The organism is bacterium (assembly GCA_021372515.1).
GTDB lineage: Bacteria > Gemmatimonadota > Glassbacteria > GWA2-58-10 > GWA2-58-10 > JAJFUG01.
This window is the reverse complement of record JAJFUG010000103.1, coordinates 1-20,862: the sequence shown is the minus strand read 5'-3', so window position 1 is coordinate 20,862 and position 20,862 is coordinate 1. Positions and strand designations below refer to the sequence as shown.

The window sequence follows — 20,862 nt, the reverse complement described above, 5'->3', positions numbered from 1 at the left end:
CACTGTTCACAGTCGCAGAACAGGTTTCTCATTGGTCGGAGCCCCGGCCGGCGGCGCTCTCAAATTCCATCTCTTCCTCGGTCTCACCGGCTTGGGGAGTCTCCTCCCCGAAACCGGGGCCGGAGGGCTCCTCGAAGCCTGAGGCGATCCGGCTCTCCACCGAGTTCACCAGGCGCAGAAGGAACAGACGGATAAAAAATCCGAGCAGGCTGAAAATCACGGTCACCAGCACGGAACGGAACAGCGCGGTCAGGAACGGTATGCCGCTGACCACGCAGACCAGCAGTGACAGGTAGCCCAACAGAAAAGCAAGCTTGAGGATGTTGAATTCCATTGACTCCCGCTCCGCACAGCACCCCGGCCAGGCCGGAAAAGGTCAGACTATGTTGTTGACCACCAGGCGCGCGATCTTGCCCGCATCGGCCGGCTCTATGTCCTCGGGCACCTCCTGCCCGAAAGTGACATAGCTGAGCGGCAGCGCGCTGCTCTGCACCACCGAGATGATTGAGCCGAAAGTGAGGGTCTCGTCGAACTTGGTGAACAGAAGACGCTCGCGCTGCTTCATCCGGAAACGCTTGATCGTGCCTTTCAGGTCGCGCGGCTTGGTGGTGATCGAAACGGTCAGATGCACCTCGTCCGGGTCGGCCGCCTCAAGGAAAGCGCGCAGGTCCTCGATCAGACGGTCGTTGTACTGGCTGGCCCCGGCGGTGTCGACCAGGATCACCTCCTTGTCCTTGTGCTTTTCGATGGCGCGGGACAGGTCGCGCGGGCTGTGGACTATCTCCATCGGGATATCGGCGATCTCGCTGAACGTGCCCAGTTGCTGGGTGGCGGCCACGCGGTAGGTGTCGGTGGTGACCAGGGCCGTGCGGCAGCCGCCGTAGAACCGCTTGTTCGTGGCCAGCTTGGCCAGGCTGGTGGTCTTGCCCACCCCGGTCGGCCCGACGAAGGCCAGCACCAGGGGGCCGCTCTGGCGCACCGGCGTGGGCGCGGCGATCTTGATCAGGGCGGTCAGCTCATCGATCAGGAACTTCTCGACGAATTCGCGGTCAGAGTACTGTTTCTCGCTGAACTGGCCGTAGAGCCGCTGGATCAGGCTGACCGCGATCGATTCCTCCAGCTCGCTGTCCACCAGGCGGCGGTAAATTTCCTTGAGCGCGGCGGGCAGGGCCGGCATCCGCTGGTAGCGTATCTGCTCGGCCATCTCGCCCATGGTGTTCTTGATGTCGTCGAGCTGGCGCTGCAGCAGCCGCATCGGCGAGCCGTCCCAGCCACCCGAACCGCCCAGCGGACGCGCCGGGGAAGCGGGAGCGGCGGCGGCGCCTCCTCCCAGCGGGAGCACCGGCGCAGGCGTCTCCACCGCACCGGCGCCCTTGAGCAGGTCGCGGAACTCCGGCGCGGGCGGGTCGGCCACTGCGCCCGTGTCGCCCACCGTGTAGGAAACCCGTGCCGCGTTGCGTGACCGCCGACCGGCACTTTTTGCAGCCACCGGAACGGCCACGTTCTCCTCGTTTGTGGCGGTCAGTTCCACCATCTCGCGGCCCAGGAAATCGAGCATCCCGCCGCGGCTGATCTTGCGTGAACCCAGGATCACGGCGCTTTCGCCGAGGTCCTTCTTCATCTTTTCCAGGGCTTCCTTCATTGTGGGGGCAACGTACTTTTTCACTTTCATCGGGCAGACCCCGCCATTTCAGGCACAATGGTGCCGTAGGAAACAATTTCCGCTGTCTGGGGCAGTTCCGCGTACGAAATCACCACCAGGTTGGGGAAAACCGGCTCGACCAGACGCTTGAAATACTGGCGGATCGTGGGCGAGCAGACCAGCAGCGGCTGAAGGCCCTCGTTGCTCATGGCCTCGACTTTCCTTTTCAGGTTCGAGGTGAGATTCTCGATATACCTGGGAGGCATAGCAAGAGGCGTGCCTTTCCCCACGCTCGACTGGATCGTGTCGATAATGGTGCGCTCGACCTCCGGGCTGAGGGTGATCGCGGTCACTTTGCCCTCGCTGTCCCGGTAGATGCTGAAAATGGTGCGGTTGAGCGCGTGGCGCACATACTCGGTCAGGGTGTTGAGGTCCTTGGTCTGGTTGGCGTAGTCGGACAGGGCCTCCAGGATCGTGACCATGTCGCGCACCGGCACGCGCTCGCGCAGAAGGTTCTGCAGCACTTTCTGCACCGAGCCGACCGATAGTACGTTGGGCACCAGCTCGTCGATCAGGGTGGCGTGCTCTTTCTTGACGTTGTTGACCAGGGTCTGCACGTCCTGACGGCTGAGGATCTCGAACGCGTGGCGTTTCAGGATCTCCATCAGGTGCGTGGCCAGCACGGCCGGGCTTTCGACCACGGTGTAGCCGCTCAGCTCGGCCTGCTCTTTCTGCTGCTCGGTGATCCAGAGCGCAGGCAGGCCGAAAGCCGGCTCCACGGTGTCGATGCCGGGGATGCGCTTTTCCACTGTGCCGGGGTCGAGGGCCATGAAGCTGCCCACCATCACCTCGCCGCGGGCGGTCTCGATGCCGCGTATCTTGATCACGTACTCGTTGCTCTTGAGCTGGATATTGTCGCGGATGCGGATCGGCGGCACGATCATGCCCAGTTCAAGGGCGCACTGCTTGCGAATCTCGGTCACGCGGGCCAGAAGGTCGCCCCCCTGCTCCACGTCCACCAGCGGGATCAGGCCGTAGCCGATCTCCAGCTCCAGCGGGTCGACCTGGAGGTATTCCTCGATCTGGGCCTTGACATCCTTCTTCTCGTCCCGGGCCGGCTCCTCATCCTCGGCGGGGGCCTTTTCCCTGGCCTCCAGCTGCTTGCGCGAGCCGACTCCCATCAGGCCCACAATCGTGGCCATGACCAGGAACGGAAACGTGGGCAACCCCGGGGTGAAACCGAAGAACATCAGCACCACGGCGGTGATGTACAGGGCGCGCGGCTTGGCCATGAGCTGGCTCTGGATGTCGAAGCCCAGGTGGCTCTCGCTGGAGGCGCGGGTGATGATCACGCCCGCGGCGGTGGAGATGACCAGGGCCGGGACCTGGCTCACCAGGCCGTCGCCCACGGTGAGTAGGGTGTAGGTCTTGATCGCGTCGGTGAAGCTCATGCCGCGCTGGGCCACGCCGATCACGAACCCGCCCAGGATGTTGATGAACGTGATCAGCAGGGCCGCGATGGCGTCGCCGCGCACGAACTTGGCCGCGCCGTCCATGGCCCCGTAGAACTCGGCCTCGCGGTCGATCTTCTCGCGCCGCGCCCTGGCCTGGTGCTCGTCGATCAGGCCGTTGTTCAGGTCGGCGTCGATCGCCATCTGCTTGCCGGGCATCTTGTCCAGGGTGAAGCGGGCCGCCACCTCGGCGATACGGCCCGCACCCTTGGTCAGCACGACAAAATTGATGATGACCAGGATGGCGAAAATTATGATCCCCACCACATAGTTGCCGCCGACCACGAAATTGCCGAACGCCTCGATCACCCGGCCGGCGTAGCCCTCGCTCAGGATCAGACGCGTGGAGGCCACATTGAGCGACAGGCGGAACAGGGTGACCATCAGAAGCAAGCCCGGGAACACCGAAAACTGGAGCGGCTCGGTGGTGTAGAGCACCACCACCAGGATCAGCAGCCCGATAGAGATGTCCAGGGTGAGCATCAGGTCCATCAGCAGCGGCGGCATGGGGATGATCATCACAACGAGGATCAGCACCAGCCCCACTGCGAGCAGGATGTCGCTATAGTGGGAGAAGCTGAAACCGCCGCCTTTTTTCGCTGCGTTTGCCACTGTCCGGCTCCGTCAGTCGTTTCGTTCCGGGACTTTATCTTCTTCTACGTAGGGGCGGACCCATGTGTCCGCCCGGATTCTGCCGATATGTTCTTCCTATAGGGGCACGGCGTGCCGTGCCCTTCTCGCCTCAACGCCCGCAAGCCTTTCCGCCTCAGGCGATGCGTTTCTTCTTCAGGCGGTACACGTAGGCCAGCACCTGGGCCACGGCCTTGTACAGGTCGGCCGGGACCTCCTGGCCCACGTCCACGGACTTGAACAGGGCCTGGGCCAGGGGCTTGTTCTCGATCACCGGGATATCGTTGGCCCGGGCGATCTCCTTGATCTTCTCGGCCACCAGGCGGGCGCCCTTGGCCAGGACCATCGGGGCGCGCATGGTGGCTATGTCGTACTTGATCGCCACGGCCAGGTGGGTCGGGTTGGTCACCACCACGTCGGCCTCTTTCACGTCCGCCATCATGCGCTTGCGCGCCATCTCCATCTGGATAGAGCGGATACGGCTCTTGACCGCCGGGTCGCCCTCCTGCTGCTTGCGCTCCTCCTTGACCTCCTGACGGCTCATGCGCAGCTTGCGCCGCTGCTCGAAACGCTGCCAGAGGTAATCGAGCACGGCCATGGCCAGGATCAGAAAGGCGATACGCAGGCTGAGCTTGAACATCTGGGTCATCAGGTAGAGGAAAATCTGCCCCGCCTCCTGGTCCAGCAGGGGGATGTAGTCGACAAACATCCCGCGGATGGTCCAGGCCGCCAGGCCCGCCACCACAGTCACCTTGAGCAGGCTTTTTACCAGCTCGATCACGGTGCGGGCCGAGAAAAAGGCACGCTTGATCCCCTCCAGCGGGTTCATCTTGCTGAACTTGGGGCTGAGGGGCTTGAACGTGAAATTCGCCCCGGACTGCGCCACCCCGGTCAGCACTCCCACCACCATGACCAGGGCAAAAATGGGCGCCATCAGCTTGATGCAGAACAGCACCGACTCCTGGGCCAAAGTCGGCAGGCTGTCGCTGGTCAGCTCGATCTCGGGGGCGTGGATGAAAATGAAGCGGCTGGCCAGGCCCATGTCCTGCCACATCCGCCAGCCGATGAAATAGAGCGCGGTTATCCCGGCCAGCAGGACCATCGCGCTCGACAGCTCGGCCGACCGGGGTACGTTGCCTTCCTCCCGGGCGTCATCCAGCCGTTTCTGACTGGGGTCCTCTGTCTTTTCCTGAAAGCTCTGTTCCTCGGCCATCGCCTCTTATCCCATGCCCATCAGACGCAGGGCGATCATGAAATCGTTCTCCATCCGTCCCACCAACCGCCCGAACACGAACGCGAAAAACGGCAGGCTTATCCCCAGCAGGATCAGGCCCAGCCCCACCTTGACCGGAAAGCCGATGATGAAGACGTTGATCTGCGGCGCGGTCCGGGCGATGAAACCCAGGGCCACATCCGCCAGCAGCATCGCCACCAGCACCGGCGCCCCCATTTTCAGGGCGATCACGAACACCTCGCCGCTCATGCGGATCAGCTCGGAGGGCAGGCGCGGGTTGAGCACCACTCCCCCCAGCGGGATCACCTGGAAACTGGCCGCCATCGCCTTGAACAGGAAATGGTCCCAGAACAGGCTCAGGTAGATCAGGATTGCCAGCAGGTTCTGCATCGAGCCGATGACCGAAATCTGCTCCTCGCTCATCGGGTCGATGATGTTGCCTATGCGCAGACCCATCTGGAAGCCTAACAGGTCTCCCGCAAATTGTATTCCAGTGAACAGAAGAGTGGCGATGTAGCCGAACACGAACCCCACCAGCAGCTCGCGGGCCACCATGACCACGTAGGGCACCAGGGCGTCGGGGAACGTAACCCGCGCGATGTCGATCGTGGGAACCAGCACCATGGTGATCACCAGGGCCAGCCCGATACGCACCAGGCGCGGCACGTTCTCCGAGCCGAAGAACGGGAGCATGAAAATCACCCCGCTCACCCGGAAAAAGATGATCGAGTAGATTTCTATCTGACGGAGCGTTATTTCGGCCACCGGCAACATCGGCCGGGCAGTCCTTTCCGGGCGACTGTGCCGCTTTCGCTGTCAGGCTGGCGGCAACTGTTGCCCTGTACACTGTTCTACAACCCTGTGACCGGTATACTTTTATTCGAGGCCCTGCCCGCGGGCCGGACATTTTTGCCGGGCAGTGCGGCCGCGTTCACTTGATATAGTTGGGAATGTTGGTGATCAGGTCAGCGGTGAACGTGAGCAGCGTGTTCATCATCCAGGGGAAAAACAGGATCAGCGCCGCGGCCACGGCCAGAATCTTGGGGATGAAAGTCAGGGTCTGCTCCTGGATCGAGGTGGCGGTCTGCACGATGCTTATCGCCACGCCGATCACCAGGCCGGCCAGCAGCATGGGAGCCGCGACCAGGACCGAGGTCATGAACACCTCGCGGCCCAGATGGATAACGAACTGCTCGGTCAAGCTTCACCTCCGCTAATTGAAACTTCGCATCAAGCTGCTCACCAGCAGGTACCAGCCGTCCACCATCACGAACAGCAACACCTTGAACGGCAAGGAGATAACCACAGGCGGCAGCATCATCATACCCATTGAAAGAAGCACGCTGGAGACAATCATGTCGATCATGATAAAGGGCAGATAGATCAGGAACCCGATCTGGAACGCGATACGCAGCTCGCTGATGATGAAGGCCGGGATGATGGTCAGGGTGGGGATATCATCCGCGCTCTTGGGCTTTTCCATCTTGCTCATGAACACGAACAGAGATAAATCCTTCTCGCGCACCTGTTTGAGCATGAAGGTGCGGATGGGCTTGAGGCCGCGATTGAACGCCTCGGCCTGGACTATATCGTGCCTCAGGTAGGGCTGCAGCGCGCGGTCGTTGATCTCGGTCCAGACCGGCATCATGATGTAGAAAGTGAGGAACAGGGCCAGGCCGATAAGTAACTGATTCGGCGGCATGCCCTGGGTGCCCAGGGCCTGGCGCAGAAAGTGGAACACCACCACGATCCGGGTAAAGCAGGTCATCATGATCAGGATCGAGGGGGCGAGCGAGAGCAGGGTCATCAGGAACAGTATCTGTAGTGTGATCGCCAGGTCCTGCGGGTTATGGCTCTGGCCCACGCCGACATTGATGCTGGGGAAAAGCATGCCGCCGCCCGTTGGCGCGGCGGCCGGGGCCTGGGCCTGGGCCGCGCCGGTCAGGCACATGACAAGGCCGAGTATGACAAGGGAAGCCCAGGCGGTCCAGCGCACTTTTCGCAGCCAGCCGAGCTTGCGGACAATTTTGGACAAGATGACGTTCTCCGGTGAAGAAAAAGGGGGAATTATTTTCTGCACCGGTGAGATTGCAAATCGCGTGCCGTGGGGGTGGATAAAATATTTTTACTTTACACTTGATTTACTGCGAGTTCTGTGATTATATTTCAGTAAAATCCAGACCAAAAGGAGAATTTATGAGAACAATTAGAATTTCTGAGGAAGTATGGAATGAAATTGCCAAACGTTGTTCATTTGGAGAAACACCAGATATTGTACTCAGGAGAGTATTTAGTATCGACAATCCAAAACAGGAGAAAAAGATGGAAATCGCGAGACCAAGATTTGCCCAGAAAAGAATGACTGCAAGAATTGCAGAAAATTACATGCTTATTTCTTTCAAGGGCGGCGCTTCCAAACGTTTCCTTCTGCCATCGAAAAATGACAAATCGGCGATAAAAAGAGCGACTGAAGAGGCTATGGGATTTGCTGATAGCAATGGCGCCTCACATGGGCAAATAGAAGCAGTGAGAAAGGCATTTACAAGTGCTGGGTATTGGATAAACAGGTAATAATCTGTTCAAAGAAGCGGAGGTCATTATGATAATGTTCAATTTCCAGCTAAACGAATCGTTTTTCAACAGCACAAGGCATCCGATTACGATAAAAAGAGGCTCGAACAACTATAATTATGTAAGCAAAGGAGATGTAACTATTGTTTTCCCGCATGGAGAGCGTTATAGGGGATATATTTACAACAGCACTTCAAGCACCAGTGCTTATTTTCAGCTATGCATGCATGGCAAGGATATTCTGCCAACATATTTGAAAATCCAAGACAGGATGTTGATTGTTATAATTCAGAACAGAAAATCTAACTATGCGATCATGGAATATCTGTCAGCCCAATGATGGCGAGTACTTACAAAGCACTGCCAAAATTTCTTGACCTTTAGTTTGTACTATGAGATTTTAATCTGAGAGTTCGGAATCTCCGTCTTTTCAGGAATAGTGGCATGACTCGGATAAAGTTGAACACAGATGAAATAACCGCTTTCTGCCGGCGGAACCACATCCGCAGGTTCTCTTTCTTCGGCTCGGTGCTGCGGGAGGATTTCGGCCCGGAGAGCGATGTGGACATCCTGGTGGAGTTCGAACCGGGGGCTGAGCCAGGCCTGTTCGGCATGGCGCGCCTGGAGCGGGAGCTGCGCTCCAGGATCAGCCTGACCGCGGCCCTGGATTACGACCGTCTGTACCGGCATGTGGACCCGGCTGCGAACACCTACGGCGCAACCCGGGAGGGCGGGCAAATGTTCGGCAGGATAGTACAGGCCAGCCGGGCGCATTTCTACAATTTCTCGCTGGGGTTGAAAGTCGGTATGTAGCAGGATTACGGTCAGGCCACCTCACGCGGCCCGCCTACCCGCCCATCCGCAACACAAAACGTCTCCCGGCCGCCCTCCTTTTGCCTTTCCCGGCTTTCTGCGTTATATTGCGCATCTTCTCCCGGCCCGGCTTGACCTTCCGCCCGGAATGTAGAAATAATTATATAGACTATGGCCGGTCCGGGCGGAGAGTATCGCTCTGGGACTCAACGTTCACTTCAGCAGCCGAACTTTGCATAAAGGAGAACCCGATGGGCCTCAACGTTCCGCAGAAAATCCTGAGCGAACACTTGGTCTCGGGCCAGCTCACTCCCGGCGCCGAGATCGCGATCCGGGTGGACCAGACCCTGACCCAGGACGCCACCGGCACCATGGCCTACCTTCAGTTCGAGGCCATGGGCATCCCGCGCGTCAAGACAAAGCTCTCGGTCAGCTACGTGGACCACAACATGCTCCAGACCGGCACCGAGAACGCGGATGACCACCGCTACCTCCAGAGCGTGGCCAAAAAGGTGGGCGCGCATTTCAGCCGCCCCGGCAACGGTATCTGCCACCAGGTGCACCTGGAAAGGTTCTCCGCGCCGGGGCAGGTCCTCCTGGGGTCGGACAGCCACACCCCCACCTCGGGCGGGGCCGGGATGCTCGCTATCGGCGTGGGCGGGCTGGATATCGCCGTGGCCATGGGAGGGGGCGCTTTCCACCTGAGCTGCCCGAAGATCCTGGGCGTCAAGCTGACCGGCTCGCTCAAGGGCTGGGCCTCGGCCAAGGATGTAATCCTCGAAATGCTGCGCCGTCTGACCGTAAAGGGCGGCGTGGGACGGATCGTGGCCTACTACGGCCCCGGGGTGGAAAGCCTGGACGTGACCCAGCGCGCCACGATCACCAACATGGGCGCCGAGCTGGGGGCCACCACCAGCGTGTTTCCCTCGGACAAGCGCACCTTGGAATTCCTTAAAGCCCAGGGCCGCGAAAGCGTGTGGCGCGAGGTCCTGCCCGATCCGGATGCCAAGTACGATGAAGATATGGAGATCAACCTGTCCGAGCTTCAGCCGATGCTGGCCATGCCGCACTCGCCGGACGCGGTGGTGAAGCTGTCGGAGAAAGCCGGGATTAAAGTCCAGCAGGTCTGTATCGGCTCCTGCACCAACAGCAGCTACCACGACCTGATGGCCGCGGCGGCGATCCTGCGCGGCAAGCGGGTGCACCCGGAGGTGAGCCTGGTGGTTACCCCGGGGAGCCGTCAGGTGTTCGAGATGATCGCCTCCAGCGGCGGGCTGAAAGACCTGATCGCCTCGGGCGCGCGCATCCTGGAGAGCGCCTGCGGCCCCTGTATCGGTATGGGGCAGGTGCCGCCCACGGGCTCGGTCTCGGTTCGCTCGTTCAACCGCAATTTCAAGGGAAGAGCCGGCAGCAAGGACGTGGGCGTGATCCTGGCCAGCCCCGAGGTCTGCGCCCTGGCCGCTCTGGCCGGTGAGCTGCCGTCCCCGGATGCTTCAGGCACGCCGCCCGAGGTGGCCCCGCCCGCGGAGTTCATCATCGATGACCGCATGATCGAGCCGCCCGCGCCCCAGGGCGCCGCGGTGGAGATAGTCCGCGGGCCGAATATCCAGCCCTGCCCGGTCAACACGCCCCTGGCCGACACGCTCCAGGGGACAGTGCTGCTTCTGACCGGGGACAATATCACCACGGACGATATCCTGCCCGGCGGGGCCAAGGTGCTACCGCTGCGCTCCAATATCCCCAAGATCAGCCAGTACGTGTTCAACACCCTGGACGAGACTTTCCCCGAGCGGGCCAAGGCCGCGGGCGGCGGTTTCGTGGTGGGCGGGCAGAACTACGGCCAGGGCTCCAGCCGCGAGCACGCCGCCCTGGCCCCGATGTACCTGGGCCTCAAGGCCGTGCTGGTCAAGAGCTTCGCCCGTATCCACCGCTCGAACCTCATCAATTTCGGCATCCTGCCCCTGACTTTCGCCGATGAGAACGACTACACCGCGATAAAGCAGGGCGATGAGCTGGAAATCTCGGGCGTGCGCGCGGCCCTGGAAGCCGGGCGGGAGGAGATCGCTGTCACCGACCGCACGAGCGGCAAGACTGTCCGCGCCCTGTGCAAGCTGAGCGACTACGAGCGCGAGGTGCTCCTGGCCGGCGGGCTGCTGCCGCTCACCCGCTCGAAGACGGCGTAACAGGATTACGGGAGGGGGCGGTACCCTTTTGAAAAAGGTTCTCCACCCCCTCCCAAACCATCTCCCACCTCCCAAAACTTTTTATGAGGGGGAATGGAAGAGTTGTGTTTTGGTTTTATGTAGGGTCGCACCCGCGTGTGCGACCGGGCGGACACACGGGTCCGCCCCTACGACAGGCCGGGACGGAATTACGTCCCCAGTGGCTTCTGGTTATCCTGACTGTAACCAAAGACAATAAAACCGATTCTTGGCACGCTCCGGCGTGTCCCTACGTAAACCTGTATCGTACAACCCGACATTCCTTCGTTCTCACTCTAACGGGGGAACAGGCATAAGGGGGCGAAAGTGTCCTACCGTGTGGAAAAAGACTCGCTGGGCGAGGTCCAGGTGCCGGAGGCCATGTACTACGGCGTGCAGACCCGGCGCGCGGTCGAGAATTTTCCGGTCAGCGGGCGGACCCTTCCGCCCGAGATGACCTGGGCCACCACCGCGATCAAGAAAGCCGCGGCCCAGGTGCACGCCGACCTGGGGCTGCTGGATAAAAAGGTGGCCGGGGCGATAGTGGCCGCCGCGGACCGGGTGCTCACGGGTGAGCTGGACAGCCATTTCGTGGTGGATGTCTACCAGGCCGGGGCCGGCACCAGCTACCACATGAATGTCAACGAGGTGCTGGCGAACCTGGCCGAGGAATCCCTGGGCGGCAAGCGCGGCCAGTACAAGCTGGTGAGCCCCAACGACCAGGTGAACATGGGCCAGTCCACCAATGATGTGGTCCCCACCTCGATCCGCCTGGCCTGTCTGAAAATGGAAGCCCCGCTGGTTTCGGCGGTGGGTGCGCTGGCGCGCGCTTTCGAGGGCCGGGCCAAAGCCTTCGAGGGCATCGTGACCACCGGCCGCACCCACCTTCAGGATGCCGTGCCGGTGGGGCTGAGCCAGGAGTTCGGCGGCTACGCCCACACCCTGTTCAAGGTCGAGAAGCACCTGAGAAGCGCGTTCAACCGGGCCGGGGTGCTGGGGATCGGCGGCTCGGCCGCGGGCACGGGCCTCAACACCCACCCCGAGTACGTGCCCCGCATGATAGCCACGCTGCGCGAGCTGACCGGGTTCGACCTCTCGGCCGACCCCGACCTGTTCGCCGCCATGGCCAGCCTGGATGTGTTCGTGGACATAAGCGGGCGGATGAAAGCCCTGGCCGTGGAGCTGATCCGGATCACCAACGACCTGCGGTTGCTCGCCAGCGGCCCCACCAGCGGCCTGGCCGAAATCCTCCTTCCCGCCCTGCAGCCGGGCAGCAGTATCATGCCGGGCAAGGTCAACCCGGTGATCCCGGAGATGACCGCCATGGTAAGTTTCCAGGTGATCGGCAACGACCAGTGCGTGACAATGGCGGCCCAGGCCGGCCAGCTCCAGCTCAACGTGATGCTGCCGGTGGTGGCCTGGAATGTCCTGGAGTCGGCGCGTATCCTCACCGGCGCCTGCCGTCTGCTGGCCGAGCGTTGCGTGGCGGGCCTCCAGGCCGACCGCGAGCGCTGCCGGATGTACTTCGAGAAGAGCCTGGGCACGGCCACGGTGCTGAACCCGGTGCTGGGCTACCTCAACACCGCGGAGATCGTGAAGGAGTCGGCCAAGACCGGACGCTCGCTGAAGGAAATCATCCTGGAGCGGGGCATCCTCACCCCGGCGGAGCTGGAGGCGGCCCTCGCCCCGGAGCGGATCACCCGTCCCGGCATCCTGGAGAAAGGCAAGGCCTGAGCCGGATTATTCTTGCGCCGGATGAGCCTATCATTTATAAATTTCCCAGACCGCAGGGGCACGGCGCGCCGTGCCCCTACATTCATCAGAGAGTTCCGCCGCGGTATCCGCCTGCAACAGACAAGTTTATAAGACTGAGGAATCGGTATGCTGATCGTAATGGACAAGTCCGCCACCGAAAAACAGGTCGGGGAGGTTTCCGACCTCATTCAGGCCCTGGGCCTCAAGGCCGAGGTTCTGCCCGGCTCCACCCGCACCGCGATCGGCGTGATGGGCAACGTGGGATACGTGGATGCCGACCAGGTGCTCCTGATGCCGGGGGTCAAGGAGATCATCCACGTCTCGAAGCCCTACAAGCTGGTCAGCCGGGAGTGGCGCCCCGAGGACAGCGTGGTGCAGGTGGGCGGAGTGAGCCTGGGCGGGAACTCTCCTTTCGCTCTGATCGCCGGGCCGTGCAGCGTGGAGAGCGAGGAGCAGGCCTTGACCACCGCGCGCGAGGTCAAGCGCCTGGGGGCGGGCCTTTTCCGTGGCGGGATTTTCAAGCCACGCACCACACCCTACGCGTTCCAGGGCCTGGGCGAGGCCGGGGCGGCGATCCTCAACCGCATCCGGCGCGAGGTGGGAATCCCGGTGGTCACGGAGATCCTTCACGTGAAGAACATAGAGCTGGTGGCCTCCTGCTGCGACATGCTGCAGATCGGCACGCGCAACATGCAGAATTTCGACCTTCTGGTCGAGGCCGCCCGCAGCGGGATGCCGATCCTGCTCAAGCGCGGGATGAGCGCGCGTCTGGAGGAGTGGCTCCTGGCCGCGGAGTATATCCTGGACTCCGGCAACCCGAATGTCGTCCTCTGCGAGCGCGGTATCCGCACTTTCGAGACCGCCACGCGCAACACCCTGGACCTCAACTCCGTGGCTCTGGCCCGCGAGCTGAGCCACCTGCCGCTGATCGTGGACCCGAGCCACGGCACGGGACGGGCCTCGCTGGTGGCCCCCTTAAGCCTGGCCTCGCGCGCGGTCGGCGCCTGCGGCCTGATGATCGAGGTGCACCCCGACCCGAAACGGGCCCTGTCAGATGGCCAGCAGTCGCTGGATTTCGAGCGGTTCGCCGCCCTGGTCGCCGCGCTGAAGATTTGAGCCGTGCAACCTGGCACGCGCGGCGGCGTTCGTTCTAACTCGTGCGCCGGACGTGGGGTAAGTGGCTATCCGGCCTGACGAAAAGGGTGGATTTTTCCTCGGCATTCGATTATACTTTTCGGACAATGAACCGGCCGCTCGCGTCGCGAGGCTTGTTCAGCCCGGCGGCTGTCCCTTTTGCGAAAAATCTTTCATACATCAATCCATCATTTCATTTCCCGGCTGGAGGATACGACAATGTCGTTGATCGAGGAAATCCGTGATTCGCTTGTGGTCGGCAACGCCCCGAAGATCAAGGAATTGTGCGAGAAGGCCATCGGCGAGAACAAGAACGCCCTGGATATCCTGAACGACGGGCTGGTCAGAGGCATGGAGATTGTCTCCGAGAAATGGAAGTGCGGCGAGTACTACATCCCCAACGTCCTGATCGCCGCCCGGGCCATGAAAGCCGGGATGGAGATCATCAAGCCCAAGCTGGTCGAGGGCAACTACAAGGCCAAGGCCGTGGCCGTGGCCGGCACGGTCAAGGGCGACCTGCACGACATCGGCAAGAACCTGGTGGTGATGATGATGGAAGGCGCCGGGTTCGAGGTGATCGACCTGGGCACGGATGTGGCGGCCGACAAGTTCGTCCAGGCGGCCAAGGACAAGAACGCCGACCTGATCCTGATGAGCGCACTGCTGACCACCACCATGCTGTCGATGAAGGACGTGGTCAAGGCGGTCAAGGACGCCGGCCTGACCGGCAAGGTGAAAACCATGGTCGGCGGCGCCCCGGTGACCCAGAAATTCGCCGATGAGATCGGCGCGGACGGCTACTCGGCCGATGGCAGCAGCGCGGTGGTCAAGGCCAAGGAACTGCTCGGCATCGCCGCCTGACCGCGCGTGGCCGAAGCTGAAGCAACTAAAGTCAGGGGGCAAACCATATTGCATGGGTTGCCCCCTTTTTTCTTCCGCGGGACGGGAGTGCTGCCTGAAAGATTCACTTCCCGGCCTGCCCTTGTTACCCTTTTCCAGCCGTGGAGACAATGACGGAACATTCCGTTACTTTCCTGCCCCAGAATGTCAGCGTGCGGGTGGCTGATGGGACCAGCCTGCTGAGCGCCGCCCGCGACAACGGTTTCCTGATAGACTCACCCTGCGGCGGACGCGGCACCTGCGGCGGCTGCCAAGTGCGTTTCCAGGGCGACAGCCCGCCACCCTCGGAGGAGGACCGCGCCCAGATCGGCCCCGAGCGCCTGGACCAGGGTTTCCGCCTCGCCTGCCGCCTGACTGTCCACTCCGACCTGACCGTGCGCCTGTTGCACATCGGCGAGATACCGCGGGCCAAGATCGCCCTGCTCGAGGCCGAGCAGGCCGGGGTGGCCCCGGAGGGCGCGCCGCGCAAGGTGCTGTTCAGTCCGGTGGAGCCGACCCTGAAAAACCTGCTCATCCCCTCGGCCGAGGCCCTTCACGCCGCGCTCCCCCCCCACCTGGGGAGCCGTCCCCTGCCCCTGCCCGTGGCGCGCGCCTTTGTCGAGGCGGTGGGCCGTGAGCTGAACGCGGTGACCCTGCTGATCGACCGCGACAGCCTGGCCGGAGTGGAGCGCGGCGATACCACGAGCCAGGTCCTGGGCGCGGCGGTCGATATCGGCAGCACCACCCTGGCCCTCTACCTGTGCGACCTCACCAGCGGGCGTCTGCTGGCCTCGGTCGGCAAGGCCAACAGCCAGAGCGCCTACGGTGATGACGTGATGAGCCGGATCAGCTACTGCTTTGAGAAGCCGGACGGCCTGGCGCAGCTCAGCGAGCTGATCCGCCGCGACCTGGACGGCCTGGCCCGCCTGGCCTGCTCGCGCGCCGGCGCCTCGCCCGAGCATATCTACCGCTGGTCCCTGGTGGGCAACACCACCATGCAGCACCTGTTCTTCGGGTTCGACCCGCTGCTGCTGGGCCGCGCGCCCTACCTGCCCCTGGTGAACGGCGCTGTGGAGTTCAGCCCGGCCGGGTGCGGGCTCGCCGCCTCGCCGTTTGCCCGCGGGACATTCCTTCCCACCGTGGCCGGCCACGTGGGGGCCGACACCGTGGCCGTGGCCCTGGCCGCCCGCCTGGACACCGCCGACCAGCTCACCCTGGCCGTGGACCTGGGCACCAACGGTGAGATTGTCCTGGCCGACCGGGGACGGCTGCTCTGCTGCAGCACCGCCGCCGGCCCGGCGTTCGAGGGCGCGCGTATCCACATGGGCATGCGCGCCGAGAGCGGCGCCCTGGACAGTTTCCGGGTGAACCTGTCGGGCGGGCCGGAGTTCCATGTGATCGGCGAGGGCCTTCACGCCCGCGGAATCTGCGGCTCGGGCCTTCTGGACATAGTCTCCGAGCTGCGCCGCGTGGGGGTGATCGACGCCACGGGGCGTCTCCTGCCGCGCGCGGAGCTGCCGTCCAAGGTCAGCCCGGCTCTGTCCGGGCGCCTGGGCGAGGACAAGCTGGGACGGGGCTGGTTCCTGCTGGATGAGCACGAGGACGCCGCCGGACACCAGCGGGTGCTTCTGACCCAGAAAGACGTGCGCGAGCTTCAGCTTGCCGCCGGGGCCATCTCCAGCGGAATCCGCCTGTTGCTGAACGCGGCCGGACGCGAGCCGGAACAGGTGCAGAGAGTGCTCCTGACCGGGGCGTTCGGCAACTACATGCAGCCGGTCAGCGCCCTGGGAGTGGGACTGGTGCGCGGCATCCCCCTGACGCGCCTGAGCGCGATCGGCAACGCGGCCGGGATCGGGGCGCGCTTCGCCCTTCTGTCGGCCCCGGAGCTGGAGCGCGCCTGCCGCATCGCCCGGCGCATGGAGTTTGTCGAGCTGGCCTCTCGGCCCGAGTGGGAGGAGACTTTCACCGATTCGATGTTCTTCCCGGAGCCCTATCCCTCCGGGCTGCTGCAGCACTGAAACGGGCCGATTATCCGAATCATTTCATTCTGAATTGTCACCCCAGACGGAGGACCGTATGCTCGTAATCGGAGAGCGCATCAACTCCAGCCGCAAGAGGATCGCCCCGGCGGTGGAAAGCCGCGACGCAGATTTCATCCTGAACGAGGCCGGTATGCAGTTAGAGGCCGGGGCCGATTATGTGGATGTCAACGCCGGGATGTTCGGCGAGCGCGAGCCGGAGTTGCTCTGCTGGCTGGTCGGGACAGTCCAGGGCCGCTACGGCTGCCCGCTGAGCCTGGACAGCCCCAACCCCAGGGCCATCGAGCCGGCGCTGAAACTTCACAAAGGCAAGGCCCTGATAAATTCCATCTCCCTGGAAAAAACGCGCTACGAGGCCCTGATGCCCCTGGTGCGAGACTACGGCACGGATGTGATCGCCATGTGTGCGGATGACGATGGCATGCCCACCGACCTGGACAGCAAGCTGCGCCTGGCCGGGCGCCTGGTGGAGCGGCTCACCGGCGAGGGCATCCCGTTGGAAAACATCTACATCGACCCGCTGGTCCATCCGGTGGCCACAGACCACACTTACGCGACTGTAGTGTTAGAGGCATTGGTTCGAATTATGAACCAATTCAAGGGCGTTCATACGGTCATCGGACTCAGCAACGTTTCCTATGGGCTGCCCTTCAGATTCCTTATAAATCAAATGTTTCTGGTACTTGCGATGGATCATGGACTGGACGCAGCCATCCTCGACCCCACGGACAAGCGCCTGATGGCCAACCTGATCACCACGCGCACTTTGTTGGGCCAGGATGAGTTCTGCATGAAATACATCGAGGCTCATCAAAGCGGAAAGCTTGACCTGTAAGGATTTAAGCCCTCCAGCCCCGCTTCGGCGGGGCTTTTTTTTGCACATTTTGTTCGTTCTCCATAAAAATTAACCTTGACAGGAGAGCTTGAGCCTAATTAATCTGTAGAAAACCCTATTTTTTACTCTCTCCGGAGACAAGCCGTGAAACAGTGTATCGAGGACCTGCAGAAGCTCGGCATGAACGGCAACGAGGCCAAGGTGTACATTTCGCTGCTGCGGATAAACCCTGTAACCGGATACCAGCTCAGCAAAGAGACCGGCATCCGCCGCTCGGTGATCTACGATGTCCTGCAACGTTTGATCGACCTGGGTGCGGTCTACCGCATCGAGAAAGACCCGGTCAAGTACGTGCCCGTGCCCTATGACAAGTTCCTGGATACCCTGAAACGGGATTTCGACCATTCCATCGACTCGGTGCGCACGGCCCTGGACCAGGCCTCGTTCTCGTTCACCCGCGAATACATCTACTACATCAAGGGTGCACACAACGTGCGCAGCGAGATCCGCCTGATGATCGAGAACGCCGAGCGCGAGCTGATGCTGGAGCTGTGGGAGGAACAGACCCAGGAGGTCCGTCCCCTGCTGCGCCGGGCCGAGAAGCGCGGGGTGAAGATTTTCACCACGATGTTCTCGGACAGCCCGGTGGACCTGCCCGGCCATATCTACTACCACGATGAGAGCATGCCGCTGCACGTGGTGGAGAACCGTCTGCGCGGCCAGCACACGCTCGTGGTGCGGGACAACCAGGAGGTACTGATCGGCAAGATGCTGCAGGATGACAACTCCTGGGCCGTGATCACCCGCGACCCGGCGCTCTGCATGGTGGCGCGCGAGTTCATCATCCACGACATCACGATCCTGATGATGACCCGCGAGTTCGGGCACGAGAAGCTGATGCAGGTGCTGATGACCAACCCCGACATGCACGGGATCATCCTGGACCGCTTCACCGGCGGGATCGAGCAGCATTTCGCCGCCGTGGCGCGCCAGGCGAGCTGAGGCAGTGCAGTAAAAAGGCTATGAAAATGCGACAGGCCCGGGAGATAACCCGGGCCTGTTTTATTTCCCCACTTTCCAAAAGGGGGGTCAGGGGGGATTACGGCTTTGACGGTGTCGGCATGAGTGCTGAGTCAGAACTACAAGGCAAATCCCCCTCAATCCCCCTTTGTCAAAGGGGGAGGCCGGCTGGACATACTTTTGGTGGATTTCCGTGGCCGGGTGGGAAACTCCCCTCTAAAAAGAGGGGTGGCGGCGCAGCCGCCGGGGTGTGTAATTCAAGAAAACTGTCTTGGGCAAACAATTTGAATCCCGATCAATAATCAGCAACAAGGCCGCCCCCCAATCCCACCGGGAGGCGGCCTTTTCTTTCCCTGCTAAGCCTTCTTTTCCCTGCCCTACTGCACAATCCCCGCGGCCAGGGGTGCGCTCTGCCCACCCAGCTCTATTTGACCGCCCAGGGCGCCTTTCTGGAAAGTCACTTTCGCCCCCTCCAGATTCACCTCCACCCGGTCCTCGTATTCAGTGTACCCGGCCTCCGGCGGCGCGGTCATGGAGGTGTCGGCAGCGGTGAGCACGTTGAGGAAATAGTCGGTCTCCGCGGCCACGGGGGGGCTTATCTCCACCCGGCACTCGGGCGCGGGCCCGCGGGACTGTTCCGCCGGGTAGCAGTGCCCGTCGTAGCAGTACAGGCTGTCGCCGGAGTTGAGTTTCACCCTGGCCTCGCGCGGCAGAAGCGCACGCACGAACATCCGTCCGCCGTAATCATTGGTCACTACCAAGGCCCCGTCCTGCTGCGTGGGCGCCTTGGTGGCCTGGAGCAGCCAGCGCTTGGTGAAATTCTTGTCCTTGGCGGTCACGCGGTCGAATATCACCAGGGTGCCGGGGCGCAGGAACACGATCTGACGGGTGAACAGGCCCATTTTGTCCGCCTTGTAGGCCTTGGTCATGTCGCCGGCCACATACATGTAGGCGCCCTTGTCCTCATAGGCGGTGATATCGGCCAGCTCGTAGAGGTCGGGGTGAAGGTCGCGGTCGGCGATGTCGTTGCACGAGCCGTTGTGGTGCGGCCAGTCGTGCATCTGGCCCCCGTCGTTGCCGAACGGCCCGGCGAACGCGCGCAGGTTGGTCCAGGTCTCGGCCGGGTTGTAGACCGTCACCGTGCTGTGGGCGATGGTGCGGATGAGGTAGTTGGTGTCGTGGTCCCCGCCGAAATAGAAATATTGGCCGCCGTCCCCGGCCAGCTCATCATACTTGGCGAACAGGAAATGCCCGTTGTCCAGGTGCTGGTGGGCGGTGAACCGGTCGCCGCACTTGAAGAAGAAATAGGTCGCGCCGTTGTCCCAACTGCTGCGGGCGTAGACATAGCCCGGCCCGGTGCTGATATGCGAGAGCTTGAAATGGGCCAGGTCGCCCTTTGTGACAGTGGTGTCGCGCCAGAGGAAATCCTTGTAGGCGTTGCCGGGCACTCCGCAGCGGGGCGTTTCCTCGTTGAACGTGTGCACCACCTGGTGCGCCGGGTCATCGCGGTAGAAATTGACCAGGATACGGCGCACGGCCAGGGCTTTGTCGCGCTCGCGGCGGAACCTCTGCCCGCCGGAGTCGCCCATCGGGATCGGACGGTGCGAGCTGTTCTCGCTGATCCAGGGATAGGCCTCGAACATGCAGGCCACGGCGCGGTTGTGGAAAAACCCTGGGGCCAGGGCGTAATAATTCTTGCCCTCCACCGTGCGGGCGGCCTCGCAGAAAAACAGCCACTCGTAGGACCAGTAGTTGATATAATAGCCCTCGGCGAACCCACCCCCCTGGCCCGAAAGCTCCAGGGCCGGGGCGGCGCGCTCGGCGTAATCCTTCTCCAGCTCGGCCAGGATTTTGGGGGCGCGCTCCCACTCGTTCCAGGTGGCGTAGGCGGTAAGGCCGTAGCCCCACCACTTGTAGCCGTACCAGGCGTTGTGGAACACGGCCAGTTCGCTGTTCACGTTGGCGTCGATAGTGCGGTTGCAGTAATCGAAGAACTCCTCTTTCTCGGCCTGGGTCCAGAGCGGCCAGCAGAGGTCATAGACCAGCGAGACCTTGGCCATGTCGTAGCCGAAAGTGTCGTGCCCCACCCGGATCGGCGCGCGCACGGTGATCAGCACCCGCTCCACCGCGGCGCGTCCCACCGCCGTGTCACCCTCCACCACGTAGACCAGGCCCATGGAGATAGCTTTCATGTGCTCGTCCATCACGGTCTCGTCCCTGGTCTCCAGGTTACGGGCCACCCAGTCTACGCGGGCCCAGGCCTCGGGGCGCTCCGCGGCCAGCTTTTTCAGGTAGTCGGCGCTGCCCAGAAGGCGCGGGTGTTCCTTGGAAATTTCGTGCTTTCCGGTGGCGAAGCCTGAATAATCCGGGGCTTTGGCGCCGCCGGAGCAGCCGGCCAGGGCGAGGGCCAGGACCATGAGCAGAGAGCGGATTGTGGCGGTCATGCCGCGACTCCTTGCGAGGGTGGAGGGAACTTTATGTGTTCAGGGTTCTGATTGTCTCATGCTGTGAACGACAACGCTTTCTATCAGTCGCTCTACCGAGAAGCGCTTCTATCTCTTGTAGGGGCGGACCCGTGTGTCCGCCCGGTCGCACACA

The 20,862-nt window shown here is 62.2% G+C and carries 17 protein-coding genes; 9 read left to right on the top strand and 8 right to left on the bottom strand.

The window, feature by feature from the left end; genetic code table 11:
* Positions 1 to 28: 28 nt before the first annotated feature.
* The 7 genes from LLH00_10160 to fliP all read right to left on the bottom strand — a co-directional run bounded on the left by LLH00_10160 (position 29) and on the right by fliP (position 7,052).
* Positions 29 to 334, bottom strand: a complete 306-nt coding sequence (locus tag LLH00_10160) for a hypothetical protein (protein MCE5271632.1) — start codon at positions 332 to 334, stop codon at positions 29 to 31.
* A 42-nt stretch (positions 335 to 376) separates the two neighbouring features.
* Positions 377 to 1,672: a flagellar biosynthesis protein FlhF gene (gene flhF, locus LLH00_10155; protein ID MCE5271631.1), complete on the bottom strand. Its 1,296-nt coding sequence runs from the start codon at positions 1,670 to 1,672 to the stop codon at positions 377 to 379.
* Complete coding sequence (gene flhA / locus LLH00_10150) at positions 1,669 to 3,765, bottom strand: flagellar biosynthesis protein FlhA (protein MCE5271630.1); 2,097 nt, start codon at positions 3,763 to 3,765, stop codon at positions 1,669 to 1,671. Before flhA ends, flhF begins: the two co-directional genes overlap by 4 nt.
* A gap of 154 nt (positions 3,766 to 3,919) precedes the next feature.
* Entirely contained in the window at positions 3,920 to 4,996 is a 1,077-nt protein-coding gene (gene flhB / locus LLH00_10145) for a flagellar biosynthesis protein FlhB (protein ID MCE5271629.1), read from the bottom strand.
* A 6-nt stretch (positions 4,997 to 5,002) separates the two neighbouring features.
* Positions 5,003 to 5,782 carry a flagellar type III secretion system protein FliR gene (gene fliR / locus LLH00_10140; protein ID MCE5271628.1) on the bottom strand — a complete coding sequence of 260 codons (780 nt, stop codon included), beginning with the start codon at positions 5,780 to 5,782 and terminating at the stop codon, positions 5,003 to 5,005.
* A 166-nt stretch (positions 5,783 to 5,948) separates the two neighbouring features.
* On the bottom strand, positions 5,949 to 6,218 hold the full coding sequence (gene fliQ, locus LLH00_10135; protein ID MCE5271627.1) for a flagellar biosynthesis protein FliQ: 270 nt from the start codon (positions 6,216 to 6,218) through the stop codon (positions 5,949 to 5,951).
* Between the two features lie 12 nt (positions 6,219 to 6,230).
* Positions 6,231 to 7,052 carry a flagellar type III secretion system pore protein FliP gene (fliP, locus tag LLH00_10130; protein MCE5271626.1) on the bottom strand — a complete coding sequence of 274 codons (822 nt, stop codon included), beginning with the start codon at positions 7,050 to 7,052 and terminating at the stop codon, positions 6,231 to 6,233.
* 161 nt (positions 7,053 to 7,213) lie between these two features.
* Between fliP and LLH00_10125 the strand changes: the two genes are divergently transcribed.
* The 9 genes from LLH00_10125 to LLH00_10085 all read left to right on the top strand — a co-directional run bounded on the left by LLH00_10125 (position 7,214) and on the right by LLH00_10085 (position 18,246).
* On the top strand, positions 7,214 to 7,588 hold the full coding sequence (locus LLH00_10125) for a hypothetical protein (protein MCE5271625.1): 375 nt from the start codon (positions 7,214 to 7,216) through the stop codon (positions 7,586 to 7,588).
* A gap of 444 nt (positions 7,589 to 8,032) precedes the next feature.
* Positions 8,033 to 8,401 (top strand): nucleotidyltransferase domain-containing protein, encoded by a 369-nt coding sequence (locus tag LLH00_10120; protein ID MCE5271624.1) that lies wholly within the window; start codon positions 8,033 to 8,035, stop codon positions 8,399 to 8,401.
* A 251-nt stretch (positions 8,402 to 8,652) separates the two neighbouring features.
* A complete protein-coding gene (locus LLH00_10115) occupies positions 8,653 to 10,584 on the top strand; it encodes an aconitate hydratase (protein MCE5271623.1) in 1,932 nt (643 codons plus the stop codon).
* Between the two features lie 345 nt (positions 10,585 to 10,929).
* Positions 10,930 to 12,336, top strand: coding sequence for an aspartate ammonia-lyase (locus tag LLH00_10110; protein MCE5271622.1), 1,407 nt, complete (start codon positions 10,930 to 10,932; stop codon positions 12,334 to 12,336).
* 147 nt (positions 12,337 to 12,483) lie between these two features.
* Positions 12,484 to 13,473: a 3-deoxy-7-phosphoheptulonate synthase gene (aroF, locus tag LLH00_10105; protein ID MCE5271621.1), complete on the top strand. Its 990-nt coding sequence runs from the start codon at positions 12,484 to 12,486 to the stop codon at positions 13,471 to 13,473.
* A gap of 237 nt (positions 13,474 to 13,710) precedes the next feature.
* Complete coding sequence (locus tag LLH00_10100) at positions 13,711 to 14,352, top strand: corrinoid protein (GenBank protein MCE5271620.1); 642 nt, start codon at positions 13,711 to 13,713, stop codon at positions 14,350 to 14,352.
* Positions 14,353 to 14,501: 149 nt separating this feature from the next.
* Positions 14,502 to 16,388: an ASKHA domain-containing protein gene (locus LLH00_10095; GenBank protein ID MCE5271619.1), complete on the top strand. Its 1,887-nt coding sequence runs from the start codon at positions 14,502 to 14,504 to the stop codon at positions 16,386 to 16,388.
* Positions 16,389 to 16,446: 58 nt separating this feature from the next.
* Positions 16,447 to 17,244, top strand: a complete 798-nt coding sequence (locus tag LLH00_10090) for a methyltetrahydrofolate cobalamin methyltransferase (protein ID MCE5271618.1) — start codon at positions 16,447 to 16,449, stop codon at positions 17,242 to 17,244.
* A gap of 144 nt (positions 17,245 to 17,388) precedes the next feature.
* Positions 17,389 to 18,246 carry a TrmB family transcriptional regulator gene (locus LLH00_10085; GenBank protein MCE5271617.1) on the top strand — a complete coding sequence of 286 codons (858 nt, stop codon included), beginning with the start codon at positions 17,389 to 17,391 and terminating at the stop codon, positions 18,244 to 18,246.
* 395 nt (positions 18,247 to 18,641) lie between these two features.
* Here the strand turns inward: LLH00_10085 and LLH00_10080 are convergent, their stop codons facing one another.
* Positions 18,642 to 20,708, bottom strand: coding sequence for a heparinase II/III-family protein (locus LLH00_10080; GenBank protein MCE5271616.1), 2,067 nt, complete (start codon positions 20,706 to 20,708; stop codon positions 18,642 to 18,644).
* Positions 20,709 to 20,862: the final 154 nt, after the last annotated feature.

What these genes read in the sequence shown, in the direction of transcription:
- LLH00_10160 (MCE5271632.1), bottom strand. Translation starts at nt 334, where the DNA reads ATGGAATTCAACATCCTCAAGCTTGCTTTTCTGTTGGGCTACCTGTCA.
- flhF (MCE5271631.1), bottom strand. Translation starts at nt 1,672, where the DNA reads ATGAAAGTGAAAAAGTACGTTGCCCCCACAATGAAGGAAGCCCTGGAA.
- flhB (MCE5271629.1), bottom strand. Translation starts at nt 4,996, where the DNA reads ATGGCCGAGGAACAGAGCTTTCAGGAAAAGACAGAGGACCCCAGTCAG.
- LLH00_10125 (MCE5271625.1), top strand. Translation starts at nt 7,214, where the DNA reads ATGAGAACAATTAGAATTTCTGAGGAAGTATGGAATGAAATTGCCAAA.
- LLH00_10120 (MCE5271624.1), top strand. Translation starts at nt 8,033, where the DNA reads ATGACTCGGATAAAGTTGAACACAGATGAAATAACCGCTTTCTGCCGG.
- LLH00_10115 (MCE5271623.1), top strand. Translation starts at nt 8,653, where the DNA reads ATGGGCCTCAACGTTCCGCAGAAAATCCTGAGCGAACACTTGGTCTCG.
- aroF (MCE5271621.1), top strand. Translation starts at nt 12,484, where the DNA reads ATGCTGATCGTAATGGACAAGTCCGCCACCGAAAAACAGGTCGGGGAG.
- LLH00_10100 (MCE5271620.1), top strand. Translation starts at nt 13,711, where the DNA reads ATGTCGTTGATCGAGGAAATCCGTGATTCGCTTGTGGTCGGCAACGCC.
- LLH00_10095 (MCE5271619.1), top strand. Translation starts at nt 14,502, where the DNA reads ATGACGGAACATTCCGTTACTTTCCTGCCCCAGAATGTCAGCGTGCGG.
- LLH00_10090 (MCE5271618.1), top strand. Translation starts at nt 16,447, where the DNA reads ATGCTCGTAATCGGAGAGCGCATCAACTCCAGCCGCAAGAGGATCGCC.
- LLH00_10080 (MCE5271616.1), bottom strand. Translation starts at nt 20,708, where the DNA reads ATGACCGCCACAATCCGCTCTCTGCTCATGGTCCTGGCCCTCGCCCTG.